This window comes from Geodermatophilus sp. SYSU D00703 (assembly GCF_054050155.1).
This window is the reverse complement of sequence record NZ_JBJGYU010000051.1, coordinates 1-23,266: the sequence shown is the minus strand read 5'-3', so window position 1 is coordinate 23,266 and position 23,266 is coordinate 1. Positions and strand designations below refer to the sequence as shown.

Sequence of the window (23,266 nt, the reverse complement as noted above, 5' to 3'; positions counted from 1 at the left end):
GTGGGGCCCGGAGGGTCCCCGACGAGGGGCCGGGTGGGCTCCTCGCGGCTGGGGGACGGCACCTGGTCGCGGTGGCCGTGAGGAGTGGGGCCCGGAGGGTCCCCGACGAGGGGCCGGGTGGGCTCCTTGCGGCTGGGGGACGGCACCTGGTCGCGGTGGCCGTGAGGAGTGGGGCCCGGAGGGTCCCCGACGAGGGGCCGGGTGGGCTCCTTGCGGCTGGGGGACGGCACCTGGTCGCGGTGTCGTCCGGAGGACGACGCTGTCACAGCGGGATGTTCCCGTGCTTCTTCGGGGGGAGCGTCTGCCGCTTGTTGGCCAGCAGCCGCAGCGCCTTGGTGATCTCGATGCGGGTCTCCGACGGCCGGATCACCTGGTCGACGTACCCGCGGTCGGCCGCGATGTACGGCGAGAGCAGCGCGTCCTCGTACTCGGTGATCAGCTCCGCGCGGCGGGCGTCGGGGTCGCCGGCCTCGGCGAGCTCGCGCCGGTACAGGATGTTGACCGCGCCCTGCGCGCCCATCACCGCGATCTGCGCGGTCGGCCAGGCCAGGTTGAGGTCGGCGCCGAGGTGCTTGGAGCCCATGACGTCGTACGCGCCGCCGTAGGCCTTGCGGGTGATGACGGTGATCTTCGGGACGGTCGCCTCGGCGTAGGCGTAGATCAGCTTCGCCCCGCGGCGGATGATGCCCTCCCACTCCTGCGAGGTGCCGGGCAGGAAACCGGGGACGTCGACGAAGGTCAGCACCGGGACGTTGAAGGCGTCGCAGGTGCGCACGAACCGCGCCGCCTTCTCGCTGGCGTCGATGTCCAGCGTGCCGGCGAACTGGGTGGGCTGGTTGGCCACGACGCCGACCGGCCGGCCTTCCACCCGGCCGAAGCCCACCACGATGTTGGGCGCGAACAGCGCCTGGACCTCGAGGAACTCGCCGTCGTCGAGGACGTGGGTGACGACGGTGTGCATGTCGTACGGGGTGTTCGCCGAGTCCGGGATGAACGAGTCCAGCTCCCGGTCCTCGTCGGTGACGGCGTCCGGCGTGGTGTCGACCGGGGCGACCTCGACGGCGGGCAGCGGGTCGAGGTTGTTGCTCGGCAGGTAGGACAGCAGCGCCTTGACGTAGTCCAGGGCGTCGGCCTCGTCCGCGGCCAGGTAGTGGGCGACGCCGGACCTGGTGTTGTGGGTGCGGGCGCCGCCGAGCTCCTCGAGGGAGACGTCCTCGCCGGTGACGGTCTTCACCACGTCGGGACCGGTGATGAACATCTGGCTGGTCTCGTCGACCATGACGATGAAGTCGGTGAGCGCGGGGGAGTAGACGTGCCCGCCGGCCGCGGCACCCATCACCAGCGAGATCTGCGGGATGACGCCGGAGGCGTGCACGTTGCGCCGGAAGATCTCGCCGTACAGGCCGAGGGAGACCACGCCCTCCTGGATCCGCGCCCCGCCGCCCTCGTTGATGCCGATGACCGGGCAGCCGTTGCGCATGGCCAGGTCGAGCACCTTGACGATCTTCTCGCCGTAGACCTCGCCGAGGCTGCCGCCGAAGACCGTGACGTCCTGCGAGAACACGCACACCGGACGGCCGTCGACGGTGCCGTAGCCGGTGACGACGCCGTCCCCGAAGGGGCGCCGGGCGTCCATGCCGAAGTTGGTGGAGCGGTGGCGGGCGAACTCGTCGAGCTCGGTGAACGACCCCGGGTCCAGCAGGGTCTCGATCCGCTCCCGGGCGGTCATCTTCCCCGCGGCGTGCTGCTTCTCCACCGCGCGTTCCGAGCCGGCGTGCGTGGCCTCCTGGACCCGCCGCTCGAAGTCCGCCAGCTTGCCGGCGGTCGTGTGGATGTCGACGTCGCCGGGCACGTGGTCGCCAGCGTTCTCGAGTTCAGCCGCTGTCACAGGTTCCGTAGCGTAGGGGAGTGCCCGAACCGTCGCCGTCCGCCTCCGCCGACCCCGCGCGGGCGCCGCTCGACGGTCCCGCCGTCGCCGCCGCGCTCACCCCGGGCAGCTGGCTGTGGCGCTCGGTCGAGGTCGTGCCCGAGATCGGGTCCACCAACGCCGCGCTGCTGGCCGCGGCCGCGGACGACGCCCCGGAGGGCACCGTCCTGGTCGCCGAGTACCAGGCCGCCGGCCGCGGCCGGCTGGACCGGACGTGGGCCTCGCCGCCCGGCGCCGGGCTCACCGTCTCGTTCCTGCTGCGCCCCGACGTGCCCGCGGCACGCCGCGGCTGGCTGCCGCTGCTGACCGGCGTCGCGCTGGCCGAGGCGGTCGGCGAGGTGCCGGGCCTGCGCGCCTCGCTGAAGTGGCCCAACGACCTGCTCGCCGCCGACGGCGCGAAGCTGGCCGGCATCCTCGCCGAGGTGGGCTCGGGGGCCGTCGTCGTCGGGGTGGGCCTCAACGTGTCCACCCGCGCCGAGGAGCTGCCCGAGGGCGGCACCTCGCTGGTCCTGGCCGCGGGGCGGCCGGTGGACCGGACCTCGGTGCTGCTGCAGTTCCTGCGCGGTCTCGAGCGGCGCTACCTGCCGTGGGTCGAGGCGCTCGGCGACCCGGTGAGCAGCGGGCTGGCCCGCGACTACCTGGCCTGGTGCTCCACGGTCGGGACGCCGGTCGCCGTCAGCCTCCCGGACGGCTCCACCCTCGAGGGCACCGCCGAGTCCGTGGACTGGGACGGCCGGCTCGTCGTCCGGACTCCGGAGGGGACCGTCGAGCTCGCCAGCGGTGACGTGCGACACATCCGGACACACGCCCGGGAACGGTGACCGGCGCCGCGGGTCGGTCATCCTGACCGGGTGCCCTACCCGGACAAGCTCCTGGCCGAGGACGAAGAGGTCGTCCGCCACCTGCACCCGCACTGGCTGACCGTCTTCTGGCCGATCGTCGCCTTCCTCCTCGTGGTGGGTGGCGCCTCCTTCGGCGCGGCCCTCGTCCCCGACGGCCGTCAGCAGGGCCTCGTCCGCATGGTCATCGCCGGCGTCGCGCTGGTGCTGCTGCTGGTCTTCGTGCTGGTCCCCGTCCTGCGGTGGCGGACCACGCACTACGTCGTCACCACCCACCGGCTGCTGTTCCGCGAGGGCGTCCTCGCCCGGCACGGCCGCGACATCGGGCTGTCCCGCATCACCGACGTCTCCTACCGGCAGACGCTGTGGGAGCGGGTGATCAGCTCGGGCACGCTGACCATCGAGTCGGCCGGCGACGGCGGCCCGACCGTGCTCAGGCAGATCCCGGACAGCGACGGCGTCCAGCAGCTGCTCAACCACATGATCGAGGAGGACGCGGACCGCCGGGCGCAGGAGAGCGCCGGCTACGTCCGCGGCCAGGACTCCTGGTACCCGACCGCGCAGCTGTGACAGGCGGTCACGCCTTGTGATGACTTGCCAACGCTGTGCTGCGACTCTGTCTGGGCTTCGCCTCAAGACCGGCCGGAGCCGCCCCTAGCGTTCTCCGCGGACGAGGACGGATCGGTCCTCCTCTGGACGGCGAGGAGCGGCATGCACACCCACGGCGACACCAGGAGCGCCCCGCAGCGCGACATCAGGGCGCTGACCGGGCTCCGTGCCGTGGCCGCCTGCTGGGTCATGCTCCTGCACCTGCAGGTCTTCGCCGGCCCCTATCTCGACCAGCTGCCCCTGCTCCGGCCGTTCATCGGCGCCGGGTGGACCGGTGTGGAGCTGTTCTTCGTGCTCAGCGGCTTCGTGCTCACCCGCGGTTACCTCGACCGCGTCGGGAGCCGGCCGACGGCCCCGGCGGTCGGCCGGTTCCTGCTGCACCGGTTCGCCCGGGTCTGGCCGGCGTGGGCCGTCGTCACCGTGCTCGCCGGCGCCTGGGTCTGGACGTTCCGCGCGACGGGGCTCGACCCCGACGTCCTCGGCTCCCACCCCGACGCCGACCTCCCGACGCTGCTCCGGCAGCTGACCATGACCCAGATGTGGGGTGAGGAGTCGCTCGGGGGCACGAGCTTCGTGCAGCCGGGGTGGTCGATCAGCGCCGAGTGGACGGCCTACCTGGTGTTCCCGCTGGCCGTCGTCCTGGTCCGGCCGCTGCGCCGCCTGCCCGCCGCCGTCCTGCTGCTCGCCTCCGTGGGGGCCATGGCCCCGCTCGCGGTGAACGCGTTCGTGCACGCGACCCCCGACTCCGAGCAGAACTGGGTGCTGCGGATCGTGTGCGGGTTCACCAGCGGGATGCTCGCGGCGCTGGCCCACCGGCAGCTCCGCGGTGGGCGACGGCTGGAGTCCGCCGCGCTGACCACGGTGTGGGCCTCGGTGTTCCTGGTCCTGGCCGGGGCGTCGTGGGCGGCCTGGGCCGCGTGGCGGCAGGGGCCCGACGGGACGCACGACTTCAACGGGGTGGTCGTCGTGGTCTTCCCGCTGCTCGTCGTGGGTCTCTCGCTCACCGATCGCGGACCCGCCCGCTGGCTGTCGAGCCGGCCGATGACGTACGGCGGCGAGCTGTCCTACGCCCTGTACCTCGTGCACTTCCCCGTGCTGGAGGTGGTGGTCGCGGCGTGGTGGCAGGACCCGGCGGACCGGAACGTCGTCACGCCCGGTCTGGCGCTCGCCGTGCCGGGCATCGTGATCGCGTGCCTGCTCGCCAGCGCCGCCCTGCACCACGGCGTGGAGAAGCCGGCGCGCGTGGCGCTGCTGCGGCTGGTCTCCCGGCGACCGTCGGGTGCCCCGGTCCCGGTGCTCCCGCCCCGGCACGCACAGTCCTCGGTCGTCGCCGCACCGCCGGCCGGCCGCACGGGGGCCATCCCGCGGACGCGCTGCGCCGCGCCGCCCGCGGACGGTGCCGATGGCATGGCCGGGAGTGGGGTGCACCGTCGTCCCGCGCCGGCGCCCGCTGCGGCCGCCGCTCTGGTGCGGGAGCCGAACCGGTGACCCGCGCACGGTGATCGCCGGGACTCTCGGCGCCGCGGCGGACTGAGATCGCGACACGCCTGTCCGGCGGTGCTCGCCGCCCGTCGTCTCCGCGGTTCCCGCCCGGCCGGCCCCTGCGACGGCGGTGCAGACCGCCGGAGCGGTACAGCCGGTGAGCGGCAGTGCGTGGTCCCGACCCCGTCGCAGCGGCCACCCGCCGTGCCCACTCCGACCGCCGGGTGACCCGTCCTGCCGCGGGCGTCCGCACCGCGAGGGCAATTCCGGGCCGTGCTCGTGGACAGCGCCGTCCGCTCCCGCGGCACGGACGGGGCGGCACGCACCGAGCCGGAAAGGCGACGAGCGTGACGGGCGTCTGTCGTGCGCGGACGCCCGTGAGGTCGGGGGCCTCGGCCCAGCGGCAGCCCGATCAGGTCGACGGATGGTCAGCGGGACCGCGAAGCGGCAGTCGTGCGGCAGGGCCGGGCCCCCGGGGCGCCGCCCGCCCCCTCTGCTGTCAGGCGACGATGCGGGCGTCGGCGTCCGTGTCGTCGCCCGCGCCTGCCTCGTGCGCCGGGAACACCCAGCGTCGGTAGGCGAGGTACCGCACGAGGGTGCTGAGGACGATCGAGCCGACGTTGGCCACCTGCAGGACGGCGGCGTCGTCCTGGCCCAGCGGGTACCGGACGAGGGCGATGATGGCCGCGCCCAGCAGCAGGGTGCTGCCGTTGATGACCGCGAAGAGCAGGTACTCCCGCCGCACCCCGGTGCGGGCCCGGTGCGAGAACGACCAGTGGCGGTGGCCGAAGTAGGCCAGCGTCATCCCCACCACCGTGGCGACCACCTTGGCCGTTACCGCGCCGATGCCGAGGTGGGCGTACAGCAGCTGGAAGGTGCCGACGTCGACGAAGAAGCAGACGACCCCGACGACTCCGAAGGCCCCGACCTCCTTCGCCAGGAGACGCCAACTCGAGCGCAGGCGGGGGAGGACGGGCACCTTGCGAGTGTAGGTAGCTCCGAGGGACCCGGCCGGGGACACGGGGAGGCGCGCCGTCACGACCGGGTGACCTTGCCGGTGCGGGTGTCGAGGCGCAGGGTGCCGCCCTGGAACCGCTGGGTCATCCCCCCGGTGACGGCCTGGGCTTCCTCGAGCGGGTAGCCGAGCCGGCCGTTCTGGTAGCCCAGGGCGGCGTAGGCGTCGCGGATCGGGCCGCTCACCGAGTGGGCCCCGGTGGCCTCGCTCCAGTAGATCGTGCCGCCCGAGAAGCGCTGGGCGCAGCCGGCGTCCGCGAGACCGCACCTGGTGCTCATGGTCGGGTAACCCAGCGGCCCGTTCTCCCAGCCCAGGGCACCCCAGCCCTCGGCGATCTGGCTGAGCACCACGCGTCCCCCCGTGGAGCTCGACCAGTAGATGGCGCCGTGCTCGAACTGCTGGAAGCACCACCCGCCGCGCAGGCCGCAGTTCTCGTCGCCGATCGGGTAGCCGAGCACGCCGTTCTGCGCGCCGTTCGCCCGCCAGGCCTCGCGGAGTCCGCCCCGGATCAAGGACGCCGGGGTGTCGGGGCTGGAGTAGATCCAGCCGCCCTGGAACCGCTGTGCGCAGCCGCCGCCGGCCAGGCCGCACTGCTGCGCGTCGACGGGGTAGCCGAGCGGACCGCGCTGCGCGCCGGTGGCCGCCCACTTGGTGCGGATCGCGCCCATCGTGGCGCGGGCCGTCGTCGCCGGGGACCAGTGGATCGAGCCGTTCTGGAACCGGGTGTAGCAGCCGCCGCCGGTGAGGCCGCAGCTCAGGTCCTGGATCGGGTAGCCGAGGACGCCGGACTCGTTGCCCCGGGCGTCGTAGGCGTCGGCGATCGGGCCGCGCACCCAGTGGCCACCGGTGGCCGGGCTCCAGTACATGACGCCGCCCTGGAAGCGCTGTGCGCAGCCGCCGTCGGCCCGTCCGCAGCTCGTGCCGCTCGTCGGGTACCCGAGGACGCCGGTCTCCCACTCCAGCGCGCCCCAGGGCCCGAGCACCTGTTCGAGCACCGGCCGTGCGCCGGTCGTCTCGGTCCAGTAGACGGCCCCGTGCTGGAAGGTCTGGAAGCAGCCGCCGTCCCGGAGGCCGCAGTTCTCGTCACTCGTGGGGAAGCCCAGCGACCCGGTCTCCCAGCCGGTCGCCTCCCAGGCGTCGCGGATCGCGCCGCGCACGAACCACGCCTTCGCCGTCCGGCTGGTGGCGTACAACGAGCCGCCCTGGAAGGTCTGGAAGCAGCCGCCCCCGGTCAGGCCGCACCAGGTGTCCATCGTGGGGTAGCCCAGCGCGCCGAGCTCCCAGCCCAACTGCGACCAGCGGGTGCGCACGCTGTCGGAGACGACGTTGGCGCCCGTGCTCTTCGTCCAGTAGATCGAGCCGTTGGCGAACGCCTGGAAGCAGCCGCCTGCGGTGAGGCCGCAGTTGATCCCCGTGGTGGCCGCGCCGAGGGAGCCCCCGCTGCCGCCGTAGGCGACGTACTTCTCGTAGATGGCGGCTCCGCCGGTGGACTGGGTGGAGCCGAACCAGTCGGTGAAGTAGTTCCAGAAGTTGCGGTTGCCGTAGGACGAGCAGCTGTCCCCGGTGCCGTACCCGGCGGCCAGCGCGGCGCGGTTCGGCTGGTACGGCGTGTAGCTGTAGAGGCCCGCGGTCGCCTTGTTGGCGATGTGGACCTGGGACGAACCGCAGTCGCGGTTCGGGTGGTAGAGGATGGTGTTGTCCCGGCCGGCGCGGTAGCTGCCGGCCACCCCGTCGGCGTAGCGCTGGAACTGGCGGGCCGCGAAGTACACCTGGCTGACGAAGCCGGAGAACGACGGGTTGCAGGCCGCGGTGTCCGGGCAGCCGAAGCCCGTGGCGGCCGTGTACCGGCGGGTCGTGGGCTGGGTCCCGGTGATGAGCCCCTGCTCCTTCTGGAGGAGCACGAGCAGCACGCGCGGGTTGATGTCGCACGCGATGCCGACCTTGGTGATGATGCTGGCCGCGGTCTCCTGGCGGGCGCCCTGATACGTGGAGCACCAGTCGTCGCCGGCCTGGGTCGCGGTGTCCTGCCGGTAGTTCTTGATGCAGGGCATCTCACCGGCGACGCAGTTGGCGCCCTTGGTGTCGAGGAAGCGCTGGACGGCGGCCGCGTCCATCGACCGCGAGTCGAAGAAGATGGCGTCGCTGATGATGTTCCCGGCGTCGAAGTACCGGAGGTCGGCCGCCTGTGCGGACCCGCTCGGCGTGCTGCCGGAGACGGGGACGAGCAGGCCGGCGGCCACCACGACCAGGGCCAGGGCGACCCGCAGGAGTGCGCGCGTCACGGCACGGTCACCTGCACCGGCTCGGACTCCCCGGAGGTGCTGGGGGAGTCGTAGCTGAGGACGGCCTGCCAGGTGCCGGTCGCCAGCTCGTCCCGCGGCACGACCAGCGGGCCGCAGGTCGTCGAGGACACGTCCTGCGTGGCGGCGGACGTCGCGCTCGCCGTCGCCGTGCCGTTGCTGAGGGTCAGCGTGCAGCTGCCGCCGGACTCGACGACGTCGGCGTACCCGCCGGCCTCCACGCCCGCGAGGGCGTCGGACCACCCCGACCAGGTGATCAGCACCGCGGTCTCGGGTGACCCCTCCGAGGTCTCCTCGGCGGCTCCTCCGTCCGCATCCGGCTCCGCGTCGGCCTCGTCCCGGCCCGTCGACGTGGAGGTGGCCGTGGGCCGGGGCGGGTCGGTGGCGACGGACGTCGGTTCCGGCCGCTCGGTGAGCGGAGCGCCGTAGGTCTGCGGCGGCTCGTTGGTGCCCGTCACGGCAGCTGCCGCGCCGTCCGCGCCGTCCGCCTCGTCCGAGCCGTCGAAGGTGCCCGACACGAGGCCCCCCGCGACCGCTGCCGCGATCACGAGGGCCCCGCCGATCCACAGTGCGCGTCGTTGTCTGCGGGCCACGCCGTCCTCCGATGCTCACGGCAGGGCCGGCTGGGCCCGGGTTCCCGGGCGCGCGTCGACACCGCGGCACCTGCTGCAGCGAAGCTACGGTCCGCAGTCGCGCAGTCACCCAAGGCACGCCGTGTCGGGGCGCGTGTGACGGATGTGTCCCTCCCCGGAACGCCGGGGAGGGGCCCTCACCGGGCCGGACAGCGCACCGTGACGAATCCGTCACGGTGCGCCTGGGGGTTTCCGTCGGTACCCCCACCTACCCTCTGCGCCCATGCGGCTGCTGCACACCTCGGACTGGCACATCGGCCGCTCCCTCCACGGCGCCGACCTGCTGCGGGAACAGGAGGCGGTGCTCGGCGGCCTCGCCGACGTGGTGATCGCCGAGTCCGTGGACGTCGTCGTCGTGGCCGGTGACGTCTACGACCGCGCGGTCCCGTCGGCCGACGCGACCGCGGTGCTCGACCGGGTCGTCGGCCGGCTGCTCCGGGCCGGGGCCACCGTCGTCCTGACCCCCGGCAACCACGACTCCGCGCGGCGGCTGGGCACGTTCTCCGAGCTGCTGTCGGCCGCGGGCCTGCACGTCCGCGCCTCGACCACGCGCCTCGACGAGCCGGTGCTCCTGCGCGACGAGCACGGCGACGTCGCCCTCTACGGGCTGCCCTACCTCGAGCCGGAGATCGCCCGGCACGAGCTGGGCGTGCCGACCGCGCGCAGCCACGAGGCGGTGCTCACCGAGGCGATGGACCGTGTGCGCGCCGACCTGTTCCTCCGGCCCGGCACCCGGTCGGTCGTGCTGGCGCACGCCTTCGTCGGCGGGGGCGTCCCCAGCGAGAGCGAGCGCGACATCTGCGTCGGCGGGGTCGACCTGGTGCCCGCCGCCGTCTTCGACGGGGTCGACTACGTGGCCCTGGGCCATCTCCACCGGCCGCAGACCCTCACCCCGCGGCTGCGCTACAGCGGCTCCCCGCTGGCCTACTCCTTCGGCGAGGCCGGCCAGGAGAAGCAGGCCTGGCTGGTGGACCTCGACGCCGGGGGGCTGGCCGAGGTGCGGCCGCTGCCGCTGCCCACCCCGCGCCCGCTGACCGTGCTCACCGGCACCCTCGCCGAGCTGCTGGAGGAGCCGACCCACGACGGCGTCGCCGAGCACTTCGTCTCGGCCCGGCTGACCGACGACGTCCGCCCCTCCGACCCGATGCGCCGACTGCAGACACGCTTCCCGCACTGTGTGCACCTGGAGTGGACCGGCGGCAGCTCCGGCGGCGACGGGCGCAGCTACCAGGAGCGGCTGCGGGGGCGCGGCGACATGGACGTCGCCGGCGAGTTCGTCACCCACGTCCGCGGCGGGGTGGGGGCGACCGCCGCGGAGCGGGAGCTGCTGGGCCGGGCGCTCGGCGCGGCCGCCCGCGAGGAGCTGGCCCGGTGAGGCTGCACTCCCTGTCCCTGTCCGCGTTCGGCCCGTTCGCCGGCACGGAGACCGTCGACGTCGACGCCGTCGCCCGCGACGGGTTGTTCCTGCTGTGGGGCCCCACCGGTGCGGGGAAGACGACGCTGCTCGACGCCGTCGTCTTCGCCCTCTACGGCACCGTGCCCGGCGCCCGCGGCGAGGAGAAGCGGCTGCGCAGCGACCACGCCGACGCCGGCACCCGCACCGAGGTCTCCCTGGAGCTGACCCTCGCCGGGGAGCGGTTGCTCGTGGTCCGCCGCCCCGAGCAGACCCGCCCGAAGAAGCGCGGCGCGGGCGAGACCACCGAGCAGGCCAAGCTGCTGGTCCAGCGCTGGGACGGCGGGAGCTGGGAGCCGGTCAGCACCCGGATCGACGAGGGGTCGGAGTACCTGCGGGTGCGGCTGGGCCTGTCCGCCGAGCAGTTCTGCCAGGTGGTGCTCCTGCCGCAGGGTGACTTCGCCCGCTTCCTCCGCGCCGAGCCGGAGGACCGCGCCCGGCTGCTGCGCACCCTGTTCGACGTCGGTCGGTTCGCCCGCGCCGAGGAGTGGCTGGCGGCGGAGCGGCGCGCGGCCGAGGAGGCGCTGCGGGCCGACCGGCACCGGATCAGCACGCTGATGCACCGGGTCGCGCAGATCGCCGACGTCGCCGTGCCCGAGGAGCTGGCGCCCGAACTGGTCGGCGCGCACCCCGGGACGTCGGTCCGTGCCTGGGTGTCCGGCGTCCGCACGCGGGCCGCCGCCGAGCTGGCCCGCGCCGCGGCCGCCGCGGAGGAGACGGCGGCCTCCAGCGCCCGGCTCGACGTCGAGCTCGCCGCGGCGCGCGCCCTCGCCGACCGGCACGCCCGGCGCGACCGCGCCCGCGAGGAGCTGGCCCGGCTGACCGCGCTGGAGGGGCAGCTGGCCCCGCTGCGCGTCCGCGCCGACGCCGGACGGCGGGCCGCGGTGCTCCGCGACGCCCTGGAGAACGCCGGGCGGACGGCGCTCGCCGCCGAGGCCGCGGCCGCCGACCTCGACGCGGCCCGCGCCGCGTGGGCGGAGGTCGCCGGACGGCTCGACCCGGTCCGCCCCGACGCCGACTCCCTGCTCGCCCGCGAGCTGCGCGACGCCGCGGCCGCCGCCCGGGCCCTGGTGCCCGAGGCCGACCGGGCGGCCGAGCTCGCCCGCGACGTCCCCCGGCTCGGCCGAGAGGTCGCGGCCCTGAGCGGGCGCTGCGAGGACGGGGCGCGCGCGGCGCAGGACTGGCCGGGCCGCGTGGCCGCGGCCCAGCGCCGGCTGGACGACGCCCTCGCCGCCGAGGCCCGGCTGCCCGGGCTCACCGCGGCCGAGGAGTCCGCCCGCACGGCGCTCGACGCCGCCCGCCGCGCCGAACGGGTGGCCGCCCGGCTGGCCGCGGCCCGGTCGGCGGCCGACACGGCCCGGCTGGCCTGGGTCGATGCCCGCGAGCGGCTGGTGGAGCTGCGCGTCGCCCGGCTCGACGGGATGGCCGCCGAGCTGGCCGCCGGGCTCGTCCCGGGCGCCGACTGCCCGGTCTGCGGAGCGACCGAGCACCCCCGGCCGGCCGTGCACGCGGGACCGGCCGTCTCCGCCGACGACGAGGAGCGCGCCCGGGCCGCGGCCGACGCCGCGGAGGAGCGCGCCACCGCCGGCCGGCGCGGCGCGGAGGAGCTGGAGCGCGAGCTCGCCGTCCTGCGGGCGCGGACCGGCGAGCTGCCACTCGCGGAACTGGCCGCGCGGGCGGAGCAGGCCGGCGCCGAGCTGGCGGAGGTCGCCGGGCGCGCCGGTGCCGTCGACGCGGCCCGCCGCGAGCTGGCCCGGCGGGAGTCCGCCCGGGACGCCGCGGCGGCGACGCTCGCCGCCGACCGCGAGGAGCTGCAGCGGCGCACCGCCGAGCGGGGAGCCCGCGAGGAGGCCCTCCGCGAGCTCACCGCGCGGCTCGACGCCGCCCGTGGCGGGGACGCCGACCTGCCGGCGCGGGTGCGCCGCCTCACCCGGGCCGCCGAGCGGTGCGAGGCCGTCGTGGCGGCCGAGGCCGAGGAGCTGCGCGCCCGGGCGGCCGCCGACACCGCCCGGGTCACCGCGGGGGAGCGTGCGGCTGCGGCCGGCTTCGACGACGTCCTCGACGCCGCCGCCGCGCTGCTGGAGACCGGCGAGCTGGCGGCGCTGGAACGCCGGATCCGCGAGCACGACGACGCCCGGTCGGTGGTGGCCGCCACCCTCGCCGACCCCGAGCTCACCGACCTGCCCGACCGGCCCGACGTCGCCGCCCTGCAGGAGCGGTGCGCCGAACTCACCGCGCGGCGCGAGGGGGCGGTCGCCGCGCGCGACCAGGCGCGCCGTTGCGCCGGGGCGCTGGACGGGCTCGCCGGTGAGATCACTGCGGCCGAGGTGGAGCTGGGTGAGCGCCGCGCCTGGGCCGGCCAGGTCGCCGGGCTGGCCGACCTGGTCAACGGGCGCGGTGCCAACACGCTGCGGATGCGCCTGCAGTCGTTCGTCCTCGCCGCCCGGCTGGAGCAGGTCGCCGAGGTGGCCAGCCGGCGGCTGCAGGAGATGTCGGCGGGCCGGTACGCCTTCCTGCACAGCGACGCGCAGGCCCGGCACGGCGCCCGCGGCGGCCTGGGGCTGGACGTCTTCGACGAGTACACCGGTACCCGGCGCCCGACCAAGACCCTCTCCGGCGGCGAGAGCTTCATGGCCTCCCTCGCGCTGGCGCTCGGGCTGGCCGACGTCGTCACCGCCGAGGCCGGGGGCGTGCAGATGGACACGCTCTTCGTCGACGAGGGCTTCGGCACCCTCGACGCCCAGGCTCTCGACGCGGTGATGAACGTCCTGGACGAGCTGCGCCGGGGCGGGCGGACGGTCGGGGTGATCAGCCACCTGGAGGAGCTGCGCACCCGGATCCCCACCCGGCTCGAGGTCGTTGCCGGGCGGTACGGCTCACGGCTGGCCGGCTGAGCGCCCGGCGGGGCCGGCGATCCGCAGTGCGGGGGCCAGTTCGGCGATGCGGCGCAGGAGCTCCTCCTGCGGCCGGCCGCACAGGTCAGTGAGCCGGCGGGTGGTCCGCTCGACGTCGGCGACGGTCAGCGGGTGGTCGGCGACACCCGCGTTGGACCACACCGGCCGCATGCCGTCGTCGTCCCCGAGCCGGCCCCCGCCGTCGGAGCCGGCGTCCGCCCACACGGTGTGCACGACCGCGGTGCGGATCGCGTAGAGCTTGCGCACCTGGTGGGTCCACTCCAGCACGTCGTCGTTGAGCCGGCGGTCGCGCACGTGCAGGGGCATCAGGTTGCGGATGATCCGCACCAGGGCGTCGAGCTCCAGGGGGAGCAGGTACGGGGCGCTCTTCTCGTCGACGCCGCTGAGCGCACGCGCCAGTTGCGAGACGGCCCGCTCGGCCACCGCAGCGGCGTGGACCAGCCGCCCCGCCGCGGCGTCCCACGCCCTCGGATCTCCCGCCACAGCTGGGAGTCTGCCGGGTGGGCGGAACGGTCACTCGGGCGGCTCGGGACGCATACCGCTGAGGCTGACGAGGAAGCCGACGACGGCCAGCTGGGCGCCGCCGACGATGAGCACCATGCCGAGGATCGGCAGCCGCATGGTGCTGACCGGGTCCAGCGCGCCGAACCCGGTCGCCCCCCACTGGACCAGCGCCGCCAGGAAGCAGGCCACTCCGGCCAGGCCGCAGAACAGGCCCAGCACCAGGCCCCGTTCCAGCGTGGCCCGGGCCAGCCACTTCTCCAGCCGGGGACTGCGCGGCAGCAGACCCAGGCGCCAGGCGTAGGACCGTGCCAGCACGGCGACACCGGCCACCTGCACGCCCACGATCAGTGCGGTGCCCGACGCCAGCATCGTGTGCATCCCGAAGGTGACGTCGCCGACGGTCCGCTCGCCCCCGGCCAGCAGGACGAGGCCGACCGATCCCGCGAGCACGAGCGCCAGTGCGGGGTAGAGGAGGGCCCAGCGCGGGCTCAGCGCCAAGAGGAAGCGCAGGTGCCGCCAGCCGTCCCGCCAGGTCCGGAGATGCGGCTCGCGGCTGCGCCCGTCGGGGCGCAGCAAGGTCGGGACCTCCTCGATCCGCAGCCCGAAGAGCGCGGCGCGGACCACCATCTCGCTGGCGAACTCCATGCCGTCGGTCTGCACGTCCAGCGCGAGGATGCGGTCCCGCCGGAACGCCCGCATGCCGCAGTGGAAGTCCCCGACGGGCACCCGGAACAGGCGCCGGCCGGCCCACGAGAGCACCGGGTTGCCCAGGTACCGGTGCAGGAAGGGCATGGCGCCGGGCTGGATGCCGCCGCGGAACCGGTTGCCCATGACCAGGTCCGCGCCGCCGCGGAGCGCCTCCAGGAACCCGCCGATGTCGTCGAGCGCATAGCTGTCGTCGGCGTCGGCCATGAGCACGTACCGGCCGCGCGCCGCCCGGATGCCGCCTTGCAGCGCGGCGCCGTACCCCTTGCGGTCGACCTGCACGACCCGGGCGCCCGCCGCACGCGCCAGCTCCTGCGATCCGTCGGTGGAGCCGTTGTCGGCCACGACCACCTCGCCCGCGACCCCCAGCGACTCCAGGGACCGCCGGGCCTTGCGGATGCAGGTCTCCAGCGTCTCGGCCTCGTCGAGGCACGGCAGCACGACGGACAGCTCCACCGTCTCCTGCTCGACCGGGGCCGGCGCGGCGGCGGGGCCGCCCGCCAGGGGGTCGACGACGAAGTTCGGCTGGGGGAGGCCGACCGGGACGCGGGGGGCCTGGTCTGTCGTGCCGTTCACCCTCAGAACGGTAGAGCGGCCCCGGAACGGGTGCAGCATCCCCGGTCAGCGCCCCATGGCACGTTGTTAGCCTCACGTGGTGCCAGGCGGTGCTGCGGTGCCCGAACGGACCGCAGACCGGGTCGCTCGCGCCGGCGGTCGGGTCGTGCGCGGGGCCGGCCGCCACTGGGGTGTGCTGGTCCTGCTCGTCCTCGGTGGCGCCGTGCGCGCACTCGCCGTGGTCGCCTACGTGCCGGCGTTCAGCTTCCCCGACTCGATCTCCTACCTCGAGGTGGCCGAGACCGGGGAGGCCCAGGTCCACCGCCCGTGGGGCTACTCCGGGTTCCTCGCCCTGCTCGAGCCGGTCGTTCCGCTCCGTGGTGTCGTCGTGGTGCAGCACGTGCTCGGCCTCCTGGCGGCCGTCCTGGTGTACGCGCTGTTGCGGCGCCGGGGCGTGCGCCGGCTGGTCGCCTGCCTCGCCACCGCACCGCTCGCCCTGGACGGGTACCTGGTCCAGATCGAGCACTACCTGATGGCCGAGTCGCTGTCCGTCGCGCTGCTGGTGGCGGCGCTGGTCCTGCTGCTGTGGCGGGGGCGTCCCTCGCCCTGGGCCGCGGCCGGTGTGGGCGTCCTCCTGGGCCTGGGCGCGGTGACCCGGACCGTCGGCGTCGCCGTCCTCGGCGTGGTGGTCACCTACCTGCTCGTCCGGGTGTTCCTGCGCACCGTCGGCGCGCTCGCGGTCGGAGCGGCGGTCGTGGGCGCCGCCGCGGTCCTCCTCCCGTACGCCCTGTGGTTCCAGAGCTCCACGGGGGTCTTCGCGCTGACCGACAACTCCGGGCACTTCCTCTACGGGCGGGTGGCCAGCTTCGCCGACTGCGACCGGGTCGAGGTCCCCCCGCACCTCCGGGAGCTGTGCCCCACGGGCCCACCGGAGCGCCGGCCGGGGCCCGACTGGTACGTGTGGGACGCGGCGAGCCCGGCCAACAGCGGCCGGTACACCGACGAGGAGCTGACGGAGTTCTCCCTGCTGGTCATCCGCGGCCAGCCGGGGGAGTTCGCCGTCGGCACGGCGGAGAAGACCCTCCACTACTTCCTCCCCGGGCGCTTCGCGGGCCGGTTCGACACCTGCACGGGGTGGTGGGAGTTCCCCGACGACCGGCTGGCCGAGACCTCGTCCTGTCCCGCGCGCGTGGCCGCGCGGGGTCACGGGCTCGAGCCGACGTCCCGGCTGGTGCGCGAGGACGTCGCGGAGCTCCTGGTGGTGTACCAGGACTGGGTCCACGTGCCGGGGCCGGTCCTGGCCGGGCTGGCCCTCGCCGGGCTGTCCGGGCTGGTGCCCGACCGCCGCCGCCGCGCCGCGCGGCGGGACGTGCTCGACGGGGTCCTGTGCGTGGTCGTCGGGATCGCGCTGGTCGCGGTGCCCTCGGCCACGGCCGTCTTCGACTACCGGTACGGCCTGCCACTGCTCGCCATGCTCCCGATCGGCGCCGCGCTGGCCACCCGGCACCGGCTGGGCCCCCGCCTCGCGTCCGACCCCGTCCCGGCGGCGTCCCGGGCGGCGCCCGCGGCGGGGGAGGCCTCCTGACCCGACCCGGCGGCGCTGACCGGAGCTACCGCAGGGGGACCTCCGCGACGGCGAGGACCGACTGGCCGAACGGGGGGTGCACCCGCGCCTCGGCGGCGCGCAGCACGGGCACCAACCGGCGGTCGAAGAAGCCCAGCGGCGTCTGGTCGGTCCGCCGGTGCATCAGGCGCATCAGGACGATCCAGCCGACCAGCCCCACGGCATTGACGTAGTGCAGCCGCACCGGGCGCAGGCCGGCCGCGACGAGCGCCCGCCGCAGCGTCCTCCGGGTGTACCGGCGGTGGTGCCCCACGGCGCGATCGAAGTCGCTCATCGCCACCATGAACGCGGGGACCACGAGGACGACCCGGCCGCCGGGGCGCACCAGGCCGGCGAACGAGCGGAGCGCCGCGACGTCGTCCTCGACGTGCTCGAGCACGTTGAGCGCCACGACCGCGGTGTGGTCGCCGGTCTCCTCGACGGGTGCGGTCAGTTCGCGGACGACCACGTCGGCCCGGCCGGCGAAGCGCTGCCGCAGCACCGCCAGCCGGTGCGGGTCGGCCTCGGACGCCGTCACGACCCGCCCGGGCCGGACCCACCGCTCGACGTGGTCGCCGAGACCGGCGCCGACCTCCAGGGGACGATCCCCGAGGTGCGGCTCGGCCAGCGCCGCCAGCCAGTCGATGTAGTTCCCGGCGGCCGACATCGCCTCGAGGGCCGTCGACTGGAGGGGGCTGGCTTCGGCGCAGGTACGCGGGTGGCTCGGCGCGCTCCTCGGGGCCATGCCGACGAGGCTAGGGGCGGCAGTGGACGGAGGGGGCCGTTTCCCGTCTCCGCACCCGGACTCAGGGAGTGGAGGGAACGGGGAACACCCAGCGCCGGTAGGACAGGAAGCGCACGACCGTGCCCAGCACGATCGAGCCGATGTTGGCCACCTGCAGGACCAGCGCGCTCTCCTGGTCGAGGCCGTACCGGACGAAGGCGACGATCGCGAGGCCCTGGAGCAGGGTCACCGTGTTGATGAGCGCGAACAGCAGGTACTCGCGGCGCAGGCCGGTCCGGGCGCGGTGGGAGAACGACCAGTGGCGGTGGCCGAAGTAGGCGGCGGTCATCGAGACGAGGGTGGAGACCAGCTTCGCCACGACCGCGTTCACGCCGAGGGAGGCGTAGAGCAGCTGGAACAGGCCGACGTCGAGGACGAAGCAGGCGGCGCCGACCACCCCGAACGCGCTGACCTCCTTGAGCAGCAGCCGCCACGTCGTGCCGACCCGGCGGGTCACGGCATCGCGGAGCGCCATGGCACCGGACTCTACGGAGGCCGGGTGGGTTCCGGTTCCTCCACGCGGGCGGTCCGGATCCCGCCCGGCCGCCTCGCTAGGCTCGGGAGACCATGGCGCCTGCACTCGACCCGCGGACCGGACTCCCCGTCGTCGCCATGGTGGGCGGCGGTCAGCTGGCGCGGATGACCCACCAGGCCGCGATCGCCCTCGGCCAGTCGCTGCGGGTGCTCTCGACCGGGCCCGACGAGTCCGCGGCCCTCGTCGCCGCCGACGTCCGCCTGGGCGACCACCGCGACCTCGACGCCCTGCTCGCGGCGGCCGAGGGCGCCACCGTGGTCACCTTCGACCACGAGCACGTCCCCACCGAGCACCTGCACGCGCTGGAGGCCGCCGGGCACCGCGTCGCGCCCGGCCCGGAGGCCCTGGTCCACGCCCAGGACAAGCTCGTGCTCCGGCGGGCGCTGGCCGAGGCCGGCGAACCACAGCCGGCCTGGGCCGCGGTCGCCTCCCTCGACGAGGTCGCCGCCTTCGGGAACCGGCACGGCTGGCCGGTGGTGCTCAAGACGCCGCGGGGCGGCTACGACGGCAAGGGCGTGTTCGTGGTGGACGACGCCGCCGCGGCCGCCGAGCTGGTCGAGCGGACCGGCACCCTGCTGGCCGAGCAGCGCGTCCCCCTGGTGCGCGAGCTGGCCGCCCTGGTCGCGCGGTCCCCGTTCGGACAGGTCGCCGTCTGGCCGGTCGTCGAGACCGTGCAGCGCGACGGCATCAACACCGAGGTGCTCGCGCCCGCTCCCGGACTCGACCAGGCCACCGCCACCGCCGCCCAGGAGCTGGCCGTGCGCGTCGCCGAGCGGGTCGGCGTCGTCGGGGTGATGGCCGTCGAGCTGTTCCAGACCCCGGACGGCGTCCTGGTCAACGAGCTGGCCATGCGGCCGCACAACTCCGGCCACTGGACGATCGAGGGGTCGCGCACCAGCCAGTTCGAGCAGCACCTGCGCGCCGTCCTGGACTACCCGCTGGGGGCGACGGCGATGACCGCGCCGGTGGTCGTCATGGCCAACGTGCTCGGCGGGACGGCGGCGGAGGAGGGGTGGTCCGGCCCCGCGATCGACGAGCGGGTGCACCACCTGATGGCGCACTGGCCCGACGTGAAGCTGCACTGGTACGGCAAGGGCCAGCGCCCGGGCCGCAAGCTCGGCCACGTCACCGCGCTCGGGGAGGACCTCGCCGAGGTGCGCGCCCGTGCCCTCGCCGCCGCCCGGTATCTGGCCGACGGCGAGATCGACCCGGCGTTCGCCTTCGCGACCGAACACTGAGTTCCCGGCCGAGCGCTGAGTTCGCGACCGAGCACTGGAGGAGCCTGCGTGGACCCGGACCCCGGCAACCCCGTCGTCGGCATCGTCATGGGCAGCGACTCCGACTGGCCGATGATGGAGCCGGCGGCCACGGCGCTGACCGAGTTCGGCGTCCAGTACGAGGCGCACGTCGTCTCCGCGCACCGCACACCCCGGCGGATGCTGGACTACGCCGAGTCGGCCGCCGGCCGTGGCCTGCGGGTGCTCATCGCCGGCGCCGGGGGAGCGGCCCACCTGCCCGGGATGGTCGCCGCGGCCACGTCGCTGCCGGTGATCGGCGTCCCCCGCCCGCTCGAGCAGCTGGACGGGCTGGACAGCCTGCTGTCGATCGTGCAGATGCCGGCGGGCGTGCCGGTCGCGACGGTCGGCATCGGCGGCGGGCGCAACGCCGGGCTGCTCGCCGTCCGCATCCTGGCCGCGGCCGACCCCGAACTCCGGGCCGCCGTGGAGCGCTTCCAGTCCGACCTGGCCGACGCGGTGGTCGCCCGCGACGCGGCGCTGCAGGAGCGGTTCCGCTCCACCTGAGCGTCCTACCATCTACCCGTGGGTAACAACGCTGGCGGGCTGTACGCGCTGACCGAGGAGCACGAGGCGATCCGCGAGGCGGTGCGGGAGATCTCGGAGCGCGAGATCGCGCCGCACGCGGCCGAGGTGGACGCGCAGTCCCGGTTCCCTGTCGAGGCCCGCAAGGCGCTCACCGCGGCCGGGTTCCACGCCACGCACATCCCCGAGGCCTACGGCGGCGAGGGCGCCGACGCCATCGCCACCTGCATCGTCATCGAGGAGGTCGCCCGGGTCGACGCGAGTGCCTCGCTCATCCCGGCGGTCAACAAGCTCGGCTCGACGCCGCTGGTCCTGGCGGCGTCCGAGGAGCTCAAGCAGGCGGTGCTGCCCTCCATCGCCGCGGGCGACTCGATGATCAGCTACGGGCTCTCCGAGCGGGAGGCCGGCTCCGACGCCGCCGCGATGAGGACCCGCGCCCGGCTCGAGGGCGACAGCTGGGTGCTCAACGGCACCAAGGCGTGGATCACCAACTCGGGCGTCTCCGACTGGTACACGGTCATGGCCGTCACCGACCCGGGGAAGGGCGCGGGCGGCATCTCCGCGTTCGTCGTGCACGCCGACGACCCCGGCTTCGCTGTCGGCCCCAAGGAACGCAAGATGGGCATCAAGGGCTCGCCGACCTGCGAGCTGTACTTCACCGACTGCACCATCCCGGCCGACCGGATCGTCGGCGAGCCCGGCACCGGCTTCAAGACCGCGCTGCGGACACTGGACTTCACCCGCCCCACCATCGGCGCGCAGGCGGTCGGGATCGCCCAGGGCGCGCTGGACGCCGCGGTCGCCTACGTCAAGGACCGCAAGCAGTTCGGCACCAGCATCGGCAGCTTCCAGGGCGTGCAGTTCATGCTCGCCGACATGGAGATGAAGATCGAGGCCGCCCGGCACCTGGTCTACGTCGCCGCGGCCGCCGGGGAGGCCGGCCGCCCCGACGTCACCCGCGTCTCGGCCAGCGCCAAGGCCTTCGCCTCCGACGTCGCGATGCAGGTGACCACCGACGCCGTGCAACTGTTCGGCGGCGCCGGGTACACCCTGGACTTCCCGGTCGAGCGGATGATGCGCGACGCCAAGATCACCCAGATCTACGAGGGCACCAACCAGATCCAGCGGATGGTGATCGCGCGCAGCCTGCTCCGGTGACGAGGGCCGCAGCGGCCGTGCCCGCGCGGGGACGGCGCGTCGGTGGGGACCCGCCCCCCGGACCCGGATCATCGGGGGGTGTTCCCGCGTGCAGCCACCGCCCGCCGATGGCTGCCGCTGCTCGTCGTCTGCACGGTGCTGTCGGCGTGCGGCGCCGGAGCGCCACCGGTCGTGGCGCCCAGCGCGACCACCCCGCCGCCACCTCCGACGAGGGCGGTGTTCCTGGGGGACTCGTACACCGTCGGCGTGGGCGGTGGCGGGTACGCGACGGCGGTGGCCGACGCGCTCGGGTGGACGCCGGTCCTCGAGGCCGAGTCGGGCACGGGATACCTGGCCGAGGGTCTCGCCCCGGAGTTGTCGCCCTACGGTGCGCGGCTGGCCCCGGTCGTCGCGCACGCGCCGGCCGTCGTCGTCGTCCAGGGCAGCACGAACGACGTGGGGCTCCCGGTGGACCAGGTCAGGAGCGCGGCCCAGGCGCTGTACCAGCAGCTCGCGACCGCGATGCCCGACGCCGACGTGCTGGTCGTCGGCCCGCTCGCCGCGCCCGGGGTCGACCCCGGTGGCCTCGAGGCGGTCCGTGCGGTCCTGGCGCAGACGACGGCGGAGGCAGGGCTGCCCTTCATCGACCCGGTGGCCGAGGGGTGGCTGCAGCCGCCCCAGGGCCTCTTCGCCGACCTGCTGCACCCCAACGACGCCGGATACCGGCTGATGGCCGACCGCCTCGTGACGGCCCTGCGGCAGCGCGGCTACTAGCGGCGCCCTCACTCCAGTAGACGGGTCACCCCGGCCAGCCGCGTGTCACCGGCCATCGCGGCCAGCCACGCCGACCAGCCGGGCCGGGCCCGCATCGCCTCGAGCGCGGCCCGGGCGCCGTGCCGGTCGCCGCGCTGCGAGGCGGCCAGCGCCGCGTAGAGGTCGCGGGCACCCTCCGGGGCGAACAGCGCCAGGTGCTCGTAGTCGCGCTCGTCGTAGGCGCGCTGCAGGTTCCGCAGCATCCGCAGCTGGGCCACCGGGTCACCGGAGTCGTCGACCCGCAGGTCCACGCGCACGCCGTCGTCCTCGTCGGTGGCCGGCTCGCCACTGACCACCAGCAGCGCCGCGGACTGCCGGCCGCGCAGGTCCCCGCCGGCGTCCTGGCCCGCGACCAGCGCGGCGAGCAGCCGGTCGGGCAGGTCGCCGCGGGCGGCGGCGAACGCCTGCGCCATCGCCGGCAGCACCTCCGTCGAGGCGAGCATGTTGCCCTGCACGCTCGACTGGTCGCCGAGGACGTGGCCGCTCACCGGGAACGAGCCGCGGCCGGTGTCGGCGGCCACCGCCCCCGACGCGTCCAGGACCGCGATCTGGCGGTCGACGTCCTCGGCGGCGTGCGCGGCGGCCCGGACCAGCCCGTCCGGGCTCTCGCCCCGCTCCAGCCCGGTCAGCAGCGCCGTCCCGAGGCCGCGCCGGCTGCGTGCCTGGACGGCGACGACGCCCACGCCCGGCCGGGCCCCGGGCACCGCCCGCCCCACGGCGAGGATGCACGAGGAGACGGCGATGCCCAGGTCGCCGGTGTCCGGGTCGCGGGCGACGACGGAGAAGGTCACGCAGCTCCCTCGCCGACGACGCTCGTGGACCTCCCCGGGTGCGGGCCGGTCAGACGGTGGCCGGCAGGGCCATCTCGCGGACGTCGGCGGGGACGGTCAGCGGGGCGCCGGTCCGGTCGGCGACCTCCTCGGGGGTGATCCCGGGAGCGGTCTCGCGCAGGGTGAACCCCTCAGGCGTGATGTCGATGACCGCCAGGTCGGTGATCACCCGGTCCACGCAGGCCCGCCCGGTCAGCGGCAGGGTGCACTCGGCGACCAGCTTCGGCGCGCCGTCGCGGGCGGTGTGCTCCATCATGATGATCACCCGGCGGGCGCCGTGGACCAGGTCCATCGCGCCGCCCATGCCGTTGACCATCTTGCCCGGGATCAGCCAGTTGGCCAGGTCCCCGCGCGGATTGACCTGCATCGCGCCGAGCACCGCGACGTCCAGGTGGCCGCCGCGGATCATGCCGAAGGACAGCGCGGAGTCGAAGAAGCTGGCGCCGGGCAGGATGGTGACGGTCTCCTTGCCGGCGTTGATCAGGTCCGGATCCTCCTCGCCGGCGAAGGGATAGGGGCCCACGCCGAGGATGCCGTTCTCCGAGTGCAGCACCACGTGCACCCCGGCGGGCACGTGGTTGGGCACCAGGGTGGGCATGCCGATGCCCAGGTTGACGTACTGGCCGTCGGCGAGCTCGGCGGCGACGCGGGCGGCGAGCTGGTCGCGGGTCAGGGTCATGCTCGGTTCCCCTCCGGGGCGGTCTCGTCGCCGGCCGCGGCCGGCGCGGCCGGGCCCGCGCGCGGGCGGGTGGTCAGCATCTAGCTAATATTTTACCCCGCCCTGCCGGCCCACCCCCACTCCACCAAA

Annotated in this window: 20 protein-coding genes; 10 read left to right on the top strand and 10 right to left on the bottom strand. The window is 75.0% G+C overall.

Annotated features, from left to right (window positions below):
* Positions 1 to 262: 262 nt before the first annotated feature.
* Positions 263 to 1,888, bottom strand: a complete 1,626-nt coding sequence (locus ACI782_RS25140; protein ID WP_456912848.1) for an acyl-CoA carboxylase subunit beta — start codon at positions 1,886 to 1,888, stop codon at positions 263 to 265.
* A 20-nt stretch (positions 1,889 to 1,908) separates the two neighbouring features.
* On the opposite strand from ACI782_RS25140, the gene ACI782_RS25135 reads away from it, so the two are divergent.
* From ACI782_RS25135 to ACI782_RS25125, 3 genes are all read left to right on the top strand, one after another.
* The gene (locus tag ACI782_RS25135; protein ID WP_456912847.1) at positions 1,909 to 2,748 is read left to right on the top strand and encodes a biotin--[acetyl-CoA-carboxylase] ligase; all 840 of its coding nucleotides are present in this window, start codon (positions 1,909 to 1,911) and stop codon (positions 2,746 to 2,748) included.
* 30 nt (positions 2,749 to 2,778) lie between these two features.
* Positions 2,779 to 3,336, top strand: coding sequence for a PH domain-containing protein (locus tag ACI782_RS25130; RefSeq protein WP_456912846.1), 558 nt, complete (start codon positions 2,779 to 2,781; stop codon positions 3,334 to 3,336).
* Positions 3,337 to 3,477: 141 nt separating this feature from the next.
* Positions 3,478 to 4,863 carry an acyltransferase family protein gene (locus ACI782_RS25125; protein WP_456912845.1) on the top strand — a complete coding sequence of 462 codons (1,386 nt, stop codon included), beginning with the start codon at positions 3,478 to 3,480 and terminating at the stop codon, positions 4,861 to 4,863.
* A gap of 493 nt (positions 4,864 to 5,356) precedes the next feature.
* On the opposite strand, the gene ACI782_RS25120 is transcribed toward ACI782_RS25125, so the two are convergent.
* From ACI782_RS25120 to ACI782_RS25110, 3 genes are read right to left on the bottom strand one after another with little or no spacing between them, the layout of a single operon-like run.
* Positions 5,357 to 5,836 carry a GtrA family protein gene (locus ACI782_RS25120; protein WP_456912844.1) on the bottom strand — a complete coding sequence of 160 codons (480 nt, stop codon included), beginning with the start codon at positions 5,834 to 5,836 and terminating at the stop codon, positions 5,357 to 5,359.
* Positions 5,837 to 5,892: 56 nt separating this feature from the next.
* Entirely contained in the window at positions 5,893 to 8,154 is a 2,262-nt protein-coding gene (locus ACI782_RS25115) for a hypothetical protein (protein ID WP_456912843.1), read from the bottom strand.
* The gene (locus ACI782_RS25110) at positions 8,151 to 8,765 is read right to left on the bottom strand and encodes a hypothetical protein (protein WP_456912842.1); all 615 of its coding nucleotides are present in this window, start codon (positions 8,763 to 8,765) and stop codon (positions 8,151 to 8,153) included. The genes ACI782_RS25115 and ACI782_RS25110 overlap by 4 nt, the downstream gene beginning before the upstream one ends.
* Positions 8,766 to 9,027: 262 nt before the next feature.
* On the opposite strand from ACI782_RS25110, the gene ACI782_RS25105 reads away from it, so the two are divergent.
* Together ACI782_RS25105 and ACI782_RS25100 are read left to right on the top strand one after the other, a co-directional pair.
* Positions 9,028 to 10,179 (top strand): exonuclease SbcCD subunit D, encoded by a 1,152-nt coding sequence (locus tag ACI782_RS25105; RefSeq protein ID WP_456912841.1) that lies wholly within the window; start codon positions 9,028 to 9,030, stop codon positions 10,177 to 10,179.
* Positions 10,176 to 13,151, top strand: coding sequence for an AAA family ATPase (locus tag ACI782_RS25100; protein ID WP_456912840.1), 2,976 nt, complete (start codon positions 10,176 to 10,178; stop codon positions 13,149 to 13,151). The genes ACI782_RS25105 and ACI782_RS25100 overlap by 4 nt, the downstream gene beginning before the upstream one ends.
* Here ACI782_RS25100 and ACI782_RS25095 read toward each other — a convergent pair.
* Together ACI782_RS25095 and ACI782_RS25090 are read right to left on the bottom strand one after the other, a co-directional pair.
* Positions 13,134 to 13,655 (bottom strand): hypothetical protein, encoded by a 522-nt coding sequence (locus ACI782_RS25095; RefSeq protein ID WP_456912839.1) that lies wholly within the window; start codon positions 13,653 to 13,655, stop codon positions 13,134 to 13,136. The two genes, ACI782_RS25100 and ACI782_RS25095, sit on opposite strands and share 18 nt — an antisense overlap.
* A 30-nt stretch (positions 13,656 to 13,685) precedes the next feature.
* A complete protein-coding gene (locus ACI782_RS25090; protein WP_456912838.1) occupies positions 13,686 to 14,957 on the bottom strand; it encodes a glycosyltransferase family 2 protein in 1,272 nt (423 codons plus the stop codon).
* A 145-nt stretch (positions 14,958 to 15,102) separates the two neighbouring features.
* Here ACI782_RS25090 and ACI782_RS25085 point away from each other — a divergent pair, with 145 nt between their 5' ends.
* Positions 15,103 to 16,521 carry a phospholipid carrier-dependent glycosyltransferase gene (locus tag ACI782_RS25085; RefSeq protein WP_456912837.1) on the top strand — a complete coding sequence of 473 codons (1,419 nt, stop codon included), beginning with the start codon at positions 15,103 to 15,105 and terminating at the stop codon, positions 16,519 to 16,521.
* Positions 16,522 to 16,546: 25 nt separating this feature from the next.
* Here ACI782_RS25085 and ACI782_RS25080 read toward each other — a convergent pair whose 3' ends face one another.
* Both ACI782_RS25080 and ACI782_RS25075 read right to left on the bottom strand, forming a co-directional pair.
* Positions 16,547 to 17,284 carry a class I SAM-dependent methyltransferase gene (locus tag ACI782_RS25080; RefSeq protein ID WP_456912836.1) on the bottom strand — a complete coding sequence of 246 codons (738 nt, stop codon included), beginning with the start codon at positions 17,282 to 17,284 and terminating at the stop codon, positions 16,547 to 16,549.
* Between the two features lie 61 nt (positions 17,285 to 17,345).
* Positions 17,346 to 17,798 carry a GtrA family protein gene (locus ACI782_RS25075; RefSeq protein WP_456912835.1) on the bottom strand — a complete coding sequence of 151 codons (453 nt, stop codon included), beginning with the start codon at positions 17,796 to 17,798 and terminating at the stop codon, positions 17,346 to 17,348.
* 92 nt (positions 17,799 to 17,890) lie between these two features.
* On the opposite strand from ACI782_RS25075, the gene ACI782_RS25070 reads away from it, so the two are divergent.
* From ACI782_RS25070 to ACI782_RS25055, 4 genes are all read left to right on the top strand, one after another.
* Positions 17,891 to 19,096 (top strand): 5-(carboxyamino)imidazole ribonucleotide synthase, encoded by a 1,206-nt coding sequence (locus ACI782_RS25070; protein WP_456912834.1) that lies wholly within the window; start codon positions 17,891 to 17,893, stop codon positions 19,094 to 19,096.
* Positions 19,097 to 19,144: 48 nt separating this feature from the next.
* Positions 19,145 to 19,660 carry a 5-(carboxyamino)imidazole ribonucleotide mutase gene (purE, locus tag ACI782_RS25065; protein ID WP_456912833.1) on the top strand — a complete coding sequence of 172 codons (516 nt, stop codon included), beginning with the start codon at positions 19,145 to 19,147 and terminating at the stop codon, positions 19,658 to 19,660.
* 18 nt (positions 19,661 to 19,678) lie between these two features.
* A complete protein-coding gene (locus tag ACI782_RS25060; protein ID WP_456912832.1) occupies positions 19,679 to 20,836 on the top strand; it encodes an acyl-CoA dehydrogenase family protein in 1,158 nt (385 codons plus the stop codon).
* A gap of 78 nt (positions 20,837 to 20,914) precedes the next feature.
* On the top strand, positions 20,915 to 21,589 hold the full coding sequence (locus tag ACI782_RS25055; RefSeq protein ID WP_456912831.1) for an SGNH/GDSL hydrolase family protein: 675 nt from the start codon (positions 20,915 to 20,917) through the stop codon (positions 21,587 to 21,589).
* A gap of 8 nt (positions 21,590 to 21,597) precedes the next feature.
* Here ACI782_RS25055 and ACI782_RS25050 read toward each other — a convergent pair whose 3' ends face one another.
* Both ACI782_RS25050 and ACI782_RS25045 read right to left on the bottom strand, forming a co-directional pair.
* The gene (locus ACI782_RS25050) at positions 21,598 to 22,419 is read right to left on the bottom strand and encodes a DUF1028 domain-containing protein (RefSeq protein WP_456912830.1); all 822 of its coding nucleotides are present in this window, start codon (positions 22,417 to 22,419) and stop codon (positions 21,598 to 21,600) included.
* A gap of 49 nt (positions 22,420 to 22,468) precedes the next feature.
* Positions 22,469 to 23,137 (bottom strand): CoA transferase subunit B, encoded by a 669-nt coding sequence (locus ACI782_RS25045; protein WP_456912829.1) that lies wholly within the window; start codon positions 23,135 to 23,137, stop codon positions 22,469 to 22,471.
* Positions 23,138 to 23,266: the final 129 nt, after the last annotated feature.

Coding starts and splice junctions, on each gene's coding strand:
- ACI782_RS25125 (WP_456912845.1), top strand. CDS start 3,478: ATGCACACCCACGGCGACACCAGGAGCGCCCCGCAGCGCGACATCAGG.
- ACI782_RS25105 (WP_456912841.1), top strand. CDS start 9,028: ATGCGGCTGCTGCACACCTCGGACTGGCACATCGGCCGCTCCCTCCAC.
- ACI782_RS25080 (WP_456912836.1), bottom strand. CDS start 17,284: ATGGCCCCGAGGAGCGCGCCGAGCCACCCGCGTACCTGCGCCGAAGCC.
- ACI782_RS25075 (WP_456912835.1), bottom strand. CDS start 17,798: ATGGCGCTCCGCGATGCCGTGACCCGCCGGGTCGGCACGACGTGGCGG.
- ACI782_RS25070 (WP_456912834.1), top strand. CDS start 17,891: ATGGCGCCTGCACTCGACCCGCGGACCGGACTCCCCGTCGTCGCCATG.
- ACI782_RS25045 (WP_456912829.1), bottom strand. CDS start 23,137: ATGACCCTGACCCGCGACCAGCTCGCCGCCCGCGTCGCCGCCGAGCTC.